Consider the following 13,622-nt stretch of genomic DNA (forward strand, 5'->3'; position numbering starts at 1 on the left):
ATTTGGGGTTTTGGCGCTGTTTGTGCGGCCTCGGGAGCGGATACTGTCGCTGTATCAGCGACTTTCTCCGGTCTGAGTTTCGGGGCTTCATTAAATTTTACTAATTCGGCGGTTTTTGAATCGGAAGACATTAAGGCTGCCTGATCCGGTTTCGGTGCGGCTGTCTGGTCTGTTTGTTTAACATCCGGCGTGGGATTTTTGGGCGGGGTATCGAGGGGTTTTACCTGGTTAGGTGAAGCAGTTTGTTGGTCTTGGGTTTTCTCGGGCTGTTTTTCTTGGGCAGGGGGTTGTTGTGTCTGCTGCTGGGGTTGTGTTTCGACCGGTTTTGGCTGCGGTTGGGGCGGAGTTTGTTGGTCGGGCTTGGCCTGTTGCTGCTGTGATTGCTCTTTGGCTTGCTGCTGTGATTGTTGTTGGGGAGAAGGCTGCTGGGGTTGAGCTGGTTGGGCTTTCTGGGGGGGACCCCCTGATCCTTCCAGTGCGGCAGATTGTTTCTGGTTTACAAAACCAAGCCCGGGAACTTTTGCCCCTTCTTGATTGGGATTTGTATTGTCTTCCTTTCCCTGGGAACTGCTCGCGGCTATTGTATTTTCAGCAGAAAAGAATTTTGGGTCTTTGGGAGCCACTTTACTGGCTTGGGCAGGATCGGTCGGCATGAATTCCGGCTGTTTCTGCATCATGGGAGGCTTTTGAACAGGCATTTGTGGGGCTGTCCGTGTTGTATCAATCGTTAAAACAGCCGGCGTCGTTTGAATGGGCTGGATATGGGAAGCGGTCATCTTTCGGAGCATCGGGAAGAGCAAGAAAAATAGTAAAATAATCAAAAATGATTCAATAAAGGCTAACGCAAGCCTTTTAGCATATTCTGTATCAGGACGATAGGGCTGAATCACACGTGTCAATCTATCTGATTTTTTAAAAATCATCCACAATTCATTTTGCTAATTTTTGACTATAACCATGAACTTTCAATATTTTCTGAAAGTTCGTGTTGACTCTTCCCGACTAGGCGTTAATTTATGTCTACAGTGAAATCTCTCGTTCAAAAAACGGTCTCAAGAATCAGACAACACGTCGTCGAGAAAGCCGTTCAGCACCCCGAAAAATTCATCACTAAAGAATCCCCGGAACTGGCTGCGATCTTTGATTGTGTCCGCGAACCTATCTCAAAAGTGGAGGATTTAGTCCTCAAGCAAGTGGAGCGATTTGATGCCGGAGTGCAGTCCTATATCCAGTATACGCTTTCCACGCACGGGAAAAGAATCCGTCCGGCCTTGGTCTTTTTTGCCGCAGGGGCTTGCGGGGTCAAAACCCCAGAGCACGATAAACTAGCAATGATCCTCGAGCTCATCCATCTGGCGACCTTGGTGCATGATGACATTATCGACGAGGCCAGTGTCCGCCGCGGTCAACCTACCGTCCAAAGAAAGTGGGGGGCTGAAACAGCGGTTCTTGTTGGGGACTCGATTTTTGCCCATGCATTGATGGAGGCCACATATTTTACAGATAATGAGATTTGCCGACGGATTTCTTTTGAGTCGAATGAGGTTTGCCAAGGGGAAATCCTCCAGACACAACGCCGTTATGACTATACCATGACGATTCCGGAATATTTTAAATTAATCGAAATGAAAACCGGGGCCCTTTTCCGGGCCAGTACCGAGCTCGCCGCTAAAATCAGCGGGGCTACTCTGGAGCAAGTTGCAGCGATGCGGGAATTTGGCACAAAACTCGGCGTTGCCTACCAGATTTGGGATGATTGTGTGGATATTTACGGGAAGGAGAATGAAATCGGAAAATCCCTCGGGACCGATCTAGATAAAGGGAAATTAACCCTGCCCATCCTCATTTTCCTCAGCCATGCAAATCAAGAAGCCCAAGCAGAAGTCCGTGAACTCATGCTCCACCACACGGACAAAGCCCGGAAGCAACTTGCCCGTATGATCGAGGAGTCCGGTGCTTTTTCTGAGTCAATCCAGATTATTAGCAATCACCTCGACGATGCGCATAATGCACTCACGCCATTTGCCCCATCCGAGTTCAAGACCTCCCTCATTAACTTCATCGACTATCTCCGCTCCCGCACCATGAAACTCAAGGCGTAGGGACAGAGTGCTGCAACGGGTTAGTCCGAGGTAAAGTTTTATCCTAATAGATATGGTGATGGACTTTCCCCGCTATAGGAATGGTTATCCGTAATCATTAGGGACAATTGCATGCTGGATAGGATATCTTTGACTGTATTTAGAAATTCGAAATGAGATAGCCGCAGGTGGATGCTGGAGCAATTTGCTTTAGATCGGTAGGGGTATATCTTGATAAACAAAAAAGCCCCGGTGAACAAATGGATGGTCACCGGGGCTGATGGATTTTAAAAACGGATTACTCTCGGGTTTTACTTATTTCTTTTTGGCACTTTTCTTATTAGCACTTTTCTTTTCTGAGGCTTCTTCGAGGGCTGCTTGGGCAGCGGCCAAACGTGCAATCGGCACGCGGAATGGAGAACAGCTGACATAGCTGAGTCCGAGTTTGTGGCAGAACTTCACTGAGGAAGGTTCACCACCATGCTCACCGCAGATACCGATCTTGATATTCGGGCGGGTGGCGCGGCCACCTTCGATCCCGATTTTCATGAGTTTACCCACGCCTGTCTGGTCGATAGAGGCGAAAGGATTATTTTTCACGATATCAAGTTCTTGATATTGAGGGAGGAAGCTACCGGCGTCGTCACGGCTCATGCCCAGAGTTGTCTGGGTGAGGTCGTTGGTGCCGAAGCTGAAGAATTCCGCCTGCTTGGCGATCTCATCGGCGATGAGGGCTGCACGGGGGATTTCGATCATGGTGCCGACCATATAGTCGAACTTGACCTTTTGCTCTTCGCCGACTTGTTTGGCGATACGGTGGACGATCTCGAGTTGGAGCTCCAGTTCTTTGGGGAACCCGACGAGCGGGATCATGACTTCGGGTTTGACCTTGATCCCTTTTTTCTGCACTTCAGCAGCGGCTTCAAAGATCGCACGGGCTTGCATTTCAGAAATCTCCGGATAGGTGATTCCCAAACGGCAACCGCGGTGACCGAGCATGGGGTTAGCTTCGTGCAAGGCGGCGACGCGGGCATGGACCCAATCAGCGCTCTTACCGAGTTTCTCGGCGACTTCACGGATCATGCTGCCTTCGTGAGGAAGGAATTCATGAAGGGGGGGATCCAGCAAACGGATGGTGGCCGGGAGTCCTTTGAGGGACTTAAAGAGTCCGACGAAATCTTCCCTTTGGAAAGGAAGAAGCTTGGCTATTGCATGTTCACGTTCTTTCAGATTAGTGGCCAGGATCATTTCGCGGACACTATTGATACGGTCACCTTCGAAGAACATGTGTTCTGTACGGCAGAGACCGATTCCTTCGGCGCCGAAGGAGATGGCGTTTTCGACTTGATCAGGTTGATCGGCATTTGTGCGGATAGCGAGCTTACGGTATTTATCAGCCCATGTCATGAGTTGGTTAAAGACCTGGAAGGTGTAGCTGTCGGAAGGTTTGAGTGTCTTATTCAAGAGCACTTGGATGACTTCGGAAGGGGCCGTCTTGACTTGGCCAGCGAAGATTTCACCGGTCGTTCCGTCAATCGAGATAAAGTCACCCGCTTTGAATGTACGTCCTTTGACGGTCAAAGTCAGTTTATCATAATCCACGAGCAGGTCAGCGGCACCGCATACGCAGACTTTACCCATTTGGCGGGCGACGAGGGCTGCGTGGGAGCTGACACCACCACGGGCGGTGAGGATACCTTCAGCAGCGATCATACCGCGCAGGTCCTCGGGGGACGTTTCGACACGGACCAAGAGGACTTTTTCCCCGCGTTCAGCAGCTTCGACGGCGCGTTCAGCATTAAAATAGATTTTTCCGCTGGCGGCACCCGGACCTGCAGGCAGGCCTTTACTCAGGAGCTCTGCTTTTGTGACAGCTTCCGCATCAAAGATCGGTGCGAGCACCTGGGAGAGGGAATCGGCTGGGATACGGCGGACAGCTTCTTCAGTGGTGATTAATTTTTCCTTCACCATTTCAGCAGCGATACGCAGAGCGGCGAGGCCGGTCCGTTTCCCGTTACGGGTTTGCAGCATGAAAAGTTTACCCTCTTCAATCGTGAACTCAAAATCCTGCATGTCGCGGAAATGGGCTTCGAGGGTCTTGCGGACCTTCTCGAGCTCGGCATAACTCTTGGGCATGATGTCATTGAGTTTTTTGACGGGTTCAGGTGTGCGGACACCTGCGACGACGTCTTCACCTTGGGCATTAATGAGGAATTCACCGTAGAAGACTTTTTCACCGTTGGCTGGGTCACGTGTGAAGGCCACACCGGATCCGGAATCGTTTCCGGTATTTCCAAAGACCATGGCTTGGACATTGATGGCAGTACCCCATTCCGAAGGAATATTGTATTTGCGGCGGTAAACGATAGCACGATCATTCATCCATGAGTTAAAAACGGCGCCAACGGCTCCGTCGAGTTGGTCCCAAGGGTTCGAAGGGAAGTCTTTACCGGTGCGGTCGTGCACGAGTTTCTTGAAACGGCGCACGAGCTCTTTGAGGGCTGCTGCATCGAGACGGGTGTCTTCGACTTCGTGTTCATTCGGGAAAAGCTCGTTTTTAAGTTCTTCAATAGCTGTTTCGAAGGGTTCATGCTCTTCACCAGCGCGTTTTTGGACACCCATAACGACATCACCGTACATTTGGACAAAGCGGCGGTAACAATCGTAGGCGAAACGTTCGTTATTACTGAGTTTGGCTAGACCGGCGACAGTGGCGTCATTCAAGCCAAGGTTCAAAATAGTATCCATCATGCCGGGCATGGATTCACGGGAACCAGAACGGACAGCGACCAAGAGGGGTTTGGAAGGATTACCTAGTTTTTTATTCAGGTTTTTTTCCATCTTTTCAACGGCTTCGCGCACTTGGGCTTTGAGGGCTTTTGGATATGTCCTCTTGTTGTCATAATAATAAGTACAGACTTCGGTAGTGATGGTGAATCCCGGAGGAACGGGAAGCCCGATGCGTGTCATTTCCGCGAGGTTAGCACCTTTACCACCGAGGAGGGATTTCATTGTCCCGCCGCCTTCAGCCTTACCACCGCCAAAATAATAGACGAGTTTGGAAGAAGCTTTAGAACCTGGACTCTTTACAGAGGACGGTTTTTTGGAGGGTTTGGCCTTGGAGGCCAATTTTGACTTTGATGTTTTTTTTGCCTTTTTGCTCATAAATTTTCCACTTAGCCGTTTTGTTGTTTTTATTTCTACTGCCAAAATAGAGGTCGAAAATAGCAGAGCACGGGAGTCTGTCAACACTCCGCAAGAGGGGATTTAGCCTATAGAGGGGATGAATAATGTCAGATTCCATATTGTCAGGGTATGAACCGGGCATTATTCAGTTCAGTCTTTGGATATCCAGAATGAAAAACGGAATAAAAAGGGTTGTTTTGTAGGCCTGAGTGGCTTTGTGTCTAGAGTCTATAAAGGTTGACTATGAATATCACATTTTTTGGAGAAGAAGGAAGTTTTTCGCAAATTGCTGCGCGCCGGCGTTTTCCCAAGGCCAAGATGCAGTCCGGGAAAACCGCTTTTGACTGTTTTGACGCTTTACGCAGGCAAAAGGCGGATGTCATTATTGTCCCTATCGAGAATGGTTCAGGAGGCATGATCGACTTGACTGTCGATGAGATGATCCGTTTTCCGAAGTGGAATCCGGCATCGGCACTTGTCCGTGAGGAGTTACTCATGCGTATCGAGTTACTCCTGATGGCAAAGGGCAAATTGCCTGCCAGTGCGATCAAACGGATTTATTCACACCGGGCTCCCTTTGATCATTGTAACTCTTGGTTACGAAAGCATTTACCAAAGGCTGAACGGGTAGTTTGTGGGAGCACATCGGTGGCCGCACAAGAAGCCATCAAGGATCCGCAAGGGGCGGCCATCGCCAGTATCGAGGCAGCCCAGCTCTATCAACTGAAGATTATTACGAAGGATGTGGGGAAACATGCGGTAAACCAAACAAAGTTTTTTGTTATTGGTAAACCGGTTACTCCCAAGAATAAACCCGGATTATCGACACTTTTTTTTGAGACTAGGGATAAGCCCGGGGCCTTATGTGATGTCTTGACAGTCCTCAAAAGCGAAAAGATCAATATGACGCGGATTTATTCCCGTCCGATTTTTAACCGTCTGGATGAATATATTTTTATGGTGGAGCTCAAGATCCCATCCCGAACCAATGCTCTGGACAAATTGCTCGTGAAACTCGGGCCGGTGACAGACCTACTCCAGCCTGTCGGGCATTATGCCATGGTCAAAGTCTAGATATTGATATTACCTTTCCCATGAAAATATATGATTACTTGATCGTGGGCGCAGGATTTTCCGGACTGGTACTCGCCGAAAGGCTCTCTTCACAACATGGCAAGAAGTGCCTCATTGTGGATAAGAGGAATCATATCGGGGGGAATGCTTATGACCGACTAGATGATGCCGGGGTTTTGATCCACCAATACGGGCCACATTATTTCCGGACGAATTCCCCGCGTATACGGGAGTACCTTTCACAATTCACCGAGTGGCATGCCGTTAACTATCAAATCCTGAGTTATACAGATGGCAGGTATTGGAATTTCCCGATTAACCTGAATACTTTTGAGCAATTAACCGGATCCCCATCGACTCCCGAAGAATTCCAAGCTTATTTGGAAAGTAAAAAAGTGAAAATAGAAAAACCGCTAAACTCTGAGGAAGTCATCATTTCCCAAGTGGGCTGGGAACTTTATGAGAAGTTTTTTAAGGGGTATACTCTCAAACAATGGAAGCGGGACCCCAAAGACCTTGACGCGAGTGTTTGCGGGAGGATTCCCATCAGGATAAACCGGGACGACCGTTATTTAACCGAAGAATTCCAAGCCCTCCCGAAAGAAGGTTATACAAAAATGTTTGAACGCATGCTCGCCGCCAGTCCCGGGGTGGAGGTGCGGCTAAATACGAATTACCGTGACGTCCTCAGCGAAGTGCAATTTGCACACATGATCTACACCGGCCCGGTGGATGAATACTTTGACTGCCGCTTGGGCAAATTGCCTTACCGCTCACTTCGTTTTGAAAATGAATCATTCACGGAGGATGAACTTGTGGCATCCGATCGTGGGCAAATTGCGGGAAAACCCGGATTTTGGCAACCGGCTATGCAGGTAAATTACCCAAATGACGAGGACTTCACCCGGATAGTGGAAATCAAACACGCCACCGGGCAAGAGTGTGACGCGACGACCATTGTCCGTGAATACCCGGAAGATTTTGGTCCCGGCAAAGAGCCTTATTACCCGATCCCGGCACCTGAAACGGCGGTATTATACCAGAAGTATGCCTTACTAGCGGAGGCCGAGAAAAATGTCAGTTTTGTGGGGCGCTTAGCTACCTACCGGTATTATAATATGGATCAGGTCGTGGGGATGGCTCTGGCGGAATACGAAAAACTCGCATCAAAATATCCCGCTTAGTCTGCGACCTCGTAAATTACTTTACTTTCAAATTTACAAAATCTTCCGCAACCAATAGATTCAAAGGATATGGCATGGTTTAAAAAAGACGCTGAAGATCCGCAACCTAATTCTGAAATCACAGCCCGTTTCATTGAGTTCATCATGATGCTGGCCCAAGAAACCCTATTTTTCCTCGGAAAAATCCCCCATCCTTCGACTGGAAAAGGGGAGGTGAATCTTGAAGTGGCAAAACTGCGCATTGACCAGCTGGAGATTATTGAGATCAAAAGCAGAGGGAACCGCACGCCTGAAGAAGAAGATGCTTTAAAACAGGCATTACAAGCTGTCCGTTTGGCCTTTGTCGAAGTCGCAGGGGTCGGGGCCCGTGAATCCCTCAATGGTGAAGGGGAAAAGAATACCCCAGCACCCAAGGCAAAAGAACTTCCCGAGACGGAAAAAGTGCCGGTTCAGAAACCAAAACCTTCCGGGGAAACCGATCCAAAACCACTTCCTTCCGCATTCCAAAAAGATAATGACAATGAAGGAGAGGATGACAGTCCTAAAAAGAGATATTCGAAATCTTACGGAAGTCTGTGATTGTTGGTAGACTAAAAAATATCATCAAGGAAGGAGGCAAGGGCCTCCTTTTTCTATTCTGCTCGTTCTACTTTTTCTCCCTTTGCTGTTTAAATTGGGATTTTGTCTTTTTTGGAGGGCAGATCTTTTTTATTGATGCTGATTGTTACACGAGGATGTACCGTGTCCTGCTGCTAGAGAATTCAAACCAGTGGGTGATACATACACATGCCTTTGAGAATGCCCCTTATGGTATTAGCCCCCATACGACGCTTCTTCTGGATTATGCGATCCTGATATTAAGTAAAATATTTTCTTTCTTCAATCTTACCCCCTCCTTGGATTATGCAGGGGCCTTTGTTTCCCCGGTGATCGGGCTCATTGCTTTTATTTATCTATGGTTCTGGTCGGCAAAGGTGTTACAGGGAAGTGCACGAGGTATGTTGATCACCGCATTTATTTTTTCCCCACCGTTGATATTTGCCTTTCAGCTCGGGAGGCCTGATCACCAGAGCCTGATCCTGCTTTTTATCCTTATCTTCATTACCATGCTTTACTTGTGGATCAGGGAAAATAAACGTGATGGTGATTTCCAGAACCATCGGAATCTGTCGCATGTTTACGCTTTGATCACTGGTTTATCATGGGGTGCTGCCCTCTGGGTCTCTTTGTTCGAACCCCTGATTATCGGTTTACTCACGATCGTTATTATTGTGTTTTTGATTAAAAACCCTTTACGTCAGAAACATTATTTCTTGGCGGCATTAGTTATGATCATCTTTTTAATGCTGACGATTGAAGGCTGGAAAATCCGGTTTTCGGATTTTGCAGCAAATCCTTTCTTGATGAATTGGTATCAGACAATAGGGGAGCTTCAGGGATTAAGTGCGGGGAAGTTATCCACTTACTTTGGTTGGTTAATCTGGTTAAGCCCCCTTTTACTCATCCATGGATTCCGCAAACGGGAGCTGCCACTCTTTTACACGATGATCACAGGGATCCTTTTTTTCTCACTGCTACTGTTATCTTTTTATCACAGCCGATGGGTATCGTGTGCGGGGTTACTTTTCTCCCTTTCGATTCCCCCTTTACTCGGGGCGATGAAGGGACGAGTTTGGAAATGGATATTCTTCTTGATCTTGATTTCACCTTGTGTGAGGTATCTAGGCAATGAATCCATGAGGAGGCCCGATCCCGATTCACTGGTCGTCCAACAGCAGGATCTCCGTTATTTATCCCAGATTATCCCCAAAAATCAAAACCTCATTATCATGGCACCTTGGTGGTGGTCACCCTATTTGCTTTACTGGACGGGTAATCCCATTGTTGCCAGTAGCAGTCACCAGAGTATTGACGGGATAGTAGATTCCGCCCGTTTTTATTCTGCTCTGAAGGTCAAAGATAGCTTGGAAATATTAGATAAACGACATGTACAGATCGTCATCGGTTATGATACCCCCAGAGTTTTGTCGGATTCCCTCCGTATTTTAGGCTTTAAAGATATTAATGACCAGAATGTCATCGATACGGAAGGTTACGCGTTTTCGACCATTAGCCGGTTAATGGACGAGATGAGGGAGGATTATTCATCCCTTGACGGCCATTTATTCATGCAAGCTTATTCCGGGCCCATGACAAAATATCAATTCAGGATATTCTGGGTACTCGACAAGCCTCGGAAAAATTAAAGGGTTTGAGGGGAGGCCTCGACGGCGTTTTTCCTGAGTTTATTAATCGATGACTCAATGTCATTGGCAAAAACGGATGTACCACAGACAAAAACATTTGCCCCAGCTGCAGCCGAGAGACTGATCGTGTCTTGGTTGACTCCGCCATCGACCTCGATTTGGCAATTGATCAGCTCGGCATCAATGATCTTTCGGAAAAAGCGTACTTTTTCCATGACCTCTTTGATAAATGGTTGTCCACCAAAACCGGGATTAACCGTCATGCACAACAAAAGGTCAATTTCCTTAAGAAAAGGGATTACCCTGTCTTGGATGGTCGGGGGATTAATGGCCAATCCACATTTTGCGCCCATCTCACGAATGGTTTTTAAGGTTTTCGACACGGGGTGGGGCGCTTCAAGGTGGACTGTGACAATGTCAGCCCCCGCCTCAATAAAGGAACGGATATAACGATCTGGTTGTGTAATCATCAAATGCACATCCAGCGGGATTTTTACAGCCTTTCGGAGGGCCCCGACGATATTCGGGCCGAAACTGAGATTGGGCACAAAATGCCCATCCATTATATCCACATGGATGTAGTCGGCACCGGCTTTTTCGGCTTCACGGGCTTGTTCAGCCAGACGCCCGGGATCAGCGGCTAGAATGGATGGGGCTATACGGAGTTTTTTACAATCATTCATGGGATTATTCGGATTTATTGAGTTCGACATACTTTTCCGTGATATCACTGGCATAAACCGTATGTTCGCCCGATCCCAAATGAAGGTTAATGGTGATGGTGAAACGTGGTTTTTTGACGATTTTCCTTAGTTTTTCGACCGGTGTTTTTGAAACGATACCATTTTGCACGGCACATGACCCGTCATAATAAATATCCACGCATTCCTCTTTGATCTTGGCTGAGGAATAACCGATGGCATCCATAATCCTTCCCCAATTTGGGTCGCCACCGCACCAAGCACATTTGACGAGACTTGAGTTTGCGACACTTTCGGCGGCGAGTTTTGCATCACGATGACTACTGGCCCCTTTGACAACGACTTCTACAACCCTTGAGATTCCTTCTCCGTCGGCCACGATCATCAGGGCGAGTTTGCGTGTGATGGTATTAAGTGCATTCTGGAATTTTGAAAATTCAGGATGGGCAGGTGTGAGTGCCTCATTTTCTGCGAGACCATTAGCGAGGAGCAAAACCGTATCATTCGTGCTCATGTCACCATCCACGGTGATGCTGTTAAAGGATTGTTCCACCGCTATACCTAGTGCCCTATCGAGGGATTTTTTGTCAATGGAGGCATCTGTCGTGATAAAACATAACATGGTCGCCATATTCGGGTCGATCATTCCCGCACCTTTGGCGATGGCACCAATGGTGACGCGTTTACCATTGATTTGAAATGATAAGGCGACTTCCTTTTTACAAGAATCACTGGTCATAATCGCCTCGGCAGCATCTTTGCTCCCATTCCGGGAGAGTTTTTTGACGGCTTTGGTGATTCCTTCCTCGATTTTCTGGATGGGCATAAAAACACCAATCCGTCCTGTGGAACAGATCAAGACCTCGGAATCCTTTACCCCCAAAGCTTTTGCGGTGGCAGAAATCATTTTCTTTGCGTCTTCGACACCTCGGACGCCTGTACAAGCATTCGCATTGCCGCTATTGGCGATAATGGCATAGGCCTGTTTATTTTTTACATTTTTGATTGAAACTTTGACCGGTGCGGCTTTGACCTGATTTGTTGTGAATTTTCCCGCTGCAACACAGGGTACCTCCGAGAAAATGACGGCGATATCCCTCTTGGTCTTATTTGTGGCCTTGATTCCGGCATAAATACCCGAGGCGGTAAATCCGAGCGGGGCGGTGATGCCACCTTTGATTTCAGTGAATTTTTCCATAAGAGATAAGTTTTTTAAATCAGTCCGGTTGTTTCTGGTAGTTGATAAGAAATATTAAAGGCCTGGACGGCTTGGCCTGAGGCTCCTTTGACTATGTTATCAATGGCTGAAAAGGCCAATATCCGATTCATCCGCCAGTCCAGTTTGAATGATATTTCGATAAAATTTGTCCTGACGACATTTTTTGTGTCCGGTAAACGGGTGTCACCGAGAAATGATACAAAGGGTTCATTCCCGTATTTTTCTTGATAGAGATTTGTGATTCCTAAGGAAGCATTTGCCTTATCTGAGAGGAATAAATCCTTAAAGGTCGGACTCATTTCAAAATAAAGGGTGGTCAATATTCCACGGCTCACTGGCATCAGGTGGGGGGTGAAACTAATGACTACAGGTTTTGCTATTTCCGGGAAAGCCCTCTTTTGAGCAAGTGAGAGCTCTTGCTCAATCTCGGATAAATGCCGGTGCTTTGGTACACCATAAGCCCGGAGGCTTTCATTACACTCCACAAAGAGGTAGTCTAACTCCGCCTTCCGCCCCGCGCCGGACACACCGCTGAGACTATCGGCTGTGATCCGCTCAGGATCAATCCATCCTTTTTCCAAGAGCGGGATAGTCGGCAATAATATACTCGTGGGATAACAGCCAGGGCAAGCTATGAGGGAGGATGACTTGATTTCTTTACGGTATATTTCAGGGGAACCGTAGACGGCCTTTTGGAGGAGGGCCGGTGCTGGATGGTCGTGCTGGTAGAATTCCTGATAAGTGTCAGCTGATCTGAGCCTAAAATCAGCACTCAGATCGAATATTTTCAAACCCTTTTCCACAAGAGGACAGGCAAAATCCGACGCGACTCCATGGGGGAGGGCGAGGAATACCGCTTCAGCATTTTTGCTGATAGCATCAATATCGGGTTCAGTAAAACAAAGGTCACCCCGGTAATGTAGGGAGGGGAAAACGTCACTGAGATTTCTGCCGGCATACTGGCGTGAAGTAACTGTTGTTAATTCGACATGGGGATGATTGACGAGGAGGGCGACTAATTGTTCCCCCGAATACCCAGAAGCACCGATGACAGCAACTTTGATTTTGTTTTTCACTAGACTAAAGATTACAACAGAAAATCAGTCGAAATCTCTAGAGAAAATTAGAAAAAAATCCGATAAGTATTAAGACCAAGACTTATCTTTATTTACGCAAAATGCGTAAAAAACTTAAGCTACAGCGACTTGCTGCATGATCTTGTCTTGGGTATGGAATTTAATCGGGGAATCAATCTGGAAGGTACACTTATACAATCCTGATGTTCTTTGTTCCGAACGCTTCACTGGCATTCCGAGGACTTTTTGGAAAAGTTGCTCTTCTAAGGATTGAATAATAGGAAAATGATCAGAGATCCCGATAACAGGGGAGTTGTATTCGACAATCTCAAAAGTCTGCTCTTCTTCCTTAAAAATAACCTCGCTCATATAACCATCATCGTCACGGAGTGAAGCTAATTGATGAGCCCTGTTAATAGGATCGCTGGCTTTGATTTTTTTGAGGTAATCTTCTGCGACGTCCTGATAAATCGAATAGAGGACTTTGTCACCGGAGCTTGGACCAAACATTTTATCAGATGCTGCCAATATCGACAGTGTGAGCTCGGTAAATTGTGTCGGGAAGAACTCTTGGGCCAGAGCCGTCAGGCGGTAGGCTTTCTCAGGACGACCCATTCCTTTTGGACGTCTCCAACAATCAAGGTACCCGTCTTTCTCAAGAGATATACAGTGCTGCTTGATCCCCATGTAAGATAAACCAATCTTTTCACAAAGTTCAGCAACGGACAGTCCCCCATTACTTTTCTTGATGGATGTCAAGATTTGATATTTTTGACTTTTGACAACTCTTTTCAGCAAACGACTCTTCATGGTTTTATTGATTAGTTTGAGCATTACTTGATTTCAAGTATAAAC

11 protein-coding genes are annotated in these 13,622 nt (G+C 47.2%); 5 read left to right on the top strand and 6 right to left on the bottom strand.

Features of this window, described 5'->3' with window-relative positions:
- Positions 1 to 890 (bottom strand): hypothetical protein (locus SGI98_06620; GenBank protein ID MDZ4743077.1); only part of this gene is annotated, 890 nt, incomplete at its 3' end.
- Positions 891 to 1,016: 126 nt separating this feature from the next.
- Here SGI98_06620 and SGI98_06625 point away from each other — a divergent pair.
- Positions 1,017 to 2,102 carry a polyprenyl synthetase family protein gene (locus SGI98_06625; GenBank protein ID MDZ4743078.1) on the top strand — a complete coding sequence of 362 codons (1,086 nt, stop codon included), beginning with the start codon at positions 1,017 to 1,019 and terminating at the stop codon, positions 2,100 to 2,102.
- 294 nt (positions 2,103 to 2,396) lie between these two features.
- Here the strand turns inward: SGI98_06625 and ppdK are convergent, their stop codons facing one another.
- Complete coding sequence (ppdK, locus tag SGI98_06630) at positions 2,397 to 5,246, bottom strand: pyruvate, phosphate dikinase (protein MDZ4743079.1); 2,850 nt, start codon at positions 5,244 to 5,246, stop codon at positions 2,397 to 2,399.
- 264 nt (positions 5,247 to 5,510) lie between these two features.
- Here ppdK and SGI98_06635 point away from each other — a divergent pair, with 264 nt between their 5' ends.
- From SGI98_06635 to SGI98_06650, 4 genes are all read left to right on the top strand, one after another.
- Positions 5,511 to 6,341 carry a prephenate dehydratase domain-containing protein gene (locus tag SGI98_06635; GenBank protein MDZ4743080.1) on the top strand — a complete coding sequence of 277 codons (831 nt, stop codon included), beginning with the start codon at positions 5,511 to 5,513 and terminating at the stop codon, positions 6,339 to 6,341.
- A 20-nt stretch (positions 6,342 to 6,361) separates the two neighbouring features.
- Complete coding sequence (gene glf, locus SGI98_06640) at positions 6,362 to 7,525, top strand: UDP-galactopyranose mutase (protein ID MDZ4743081.1); 1,164 nt, start codon at positions 6,362 to 6,364, stop codon at positions 7,523 to 7,525.
- A 69-nt stretch (positions 7,526 to 7,594) separates the two neighbouring features.
- Positions 7,595 to 8,104 carry a DUF1844 domain-containing protein gene (locus tag SGI98_06645; protein ID MDZ4743082.1) on the top strand — a complete coding sequence of 170 codons (510 nt, stop codon included), beginning with the start codon at positions 7,595 to 7,597 and terminating at the stop codon, positions 8,102 to 8,104.
- Positions 8,101 to 9,771 carry a hypothetical protein gene (locus SGI98_06650; protein ID MDZ4743083.1) on the top strand — a complete coding sequence of 557 codons (1,671 nt, stop codon included), beginning with the start codon at positions 8,101 to 8,103 and terminating at the stop codon, positions 9,769 to 9,771. Before SGI98_06645 ends, SGI98_06650 begins: the two co-directional genes overlap by 4 nt.
- Here SGI98_06650 and rpe read toward each other — a convergent pair.
- The 4 genes from rpe to SGI98_06670 form a co-directional block, all read right to left on the bottom strand.
- Entirely contained in the window at positions 9,768 to 10,484 is a 717-nt protein-coding gene (gene rpe / locus SGI98_06655; GenBank protein ID MDZ4743084.1) for a ribulose-phosphate 3-epimerase, read from the bottom strand. The genes SGI98_06650 and rpe overlap by 4 nt on opposite strands.
- Positions 10,459 to 11,670 carry a bifunctional glutamate N-acetyltransferase/amino-acid acetyltransferase ArgJ gene (argJ, locus tag SGI98_06660; protein ID MDZ4743085.1) on the bottom strand — a complete coding sequence of 404 codons (1,212 nt, stop codon included), beginning with the start codon at positions 11,668 to 11,670 and terminating at the stop codon, positions 10,459 to 10,461. Before argJ ends, rpe begins: the two co-directional genes overlap by 26 nt.
- Positions 11,671 to 11,684: 14 nt before the next feature.
- On the bottom strand, positions 11,685 to 12,767 hold the full coding sequence (argC, locus tag SGI98_06665; GenBank protein ID MDZ4743086.1) for an N-acetyl-gamma-glutamyl-phosphate reductase: 1,083 nt from the start codon (positions 12,765 to 12,767) through the stop codon (positions 11,685 to 11,687).
- Positions 12,768 to 12,881: 114 nt separating this feature from the next.
- Positions 12,882 to 13,577 (bottom strand): winged helix-turn-helix transcriptional regulator, encoded by a 696-nt coding sequence (locus SGI98_06670; protein MDZ4743087.1) that lies wholly within the window; start codon positions 13,575 to 13,577, stop codon positions 12,882 to 12,884.
- Between the last annotated feature and the right edge of the window lie 45 nt (positions 13,578 to 13,622).

Source organism: Verrucomicrobiota bacterium, assembly GCA_034440155.1.
Taxonomy (GTDB): domain Bacteria; phylum Verrucomicrobiota; class Verrucomicrobiia; order JAWXBN01; family JAWXBN01; genus JAWXBN01.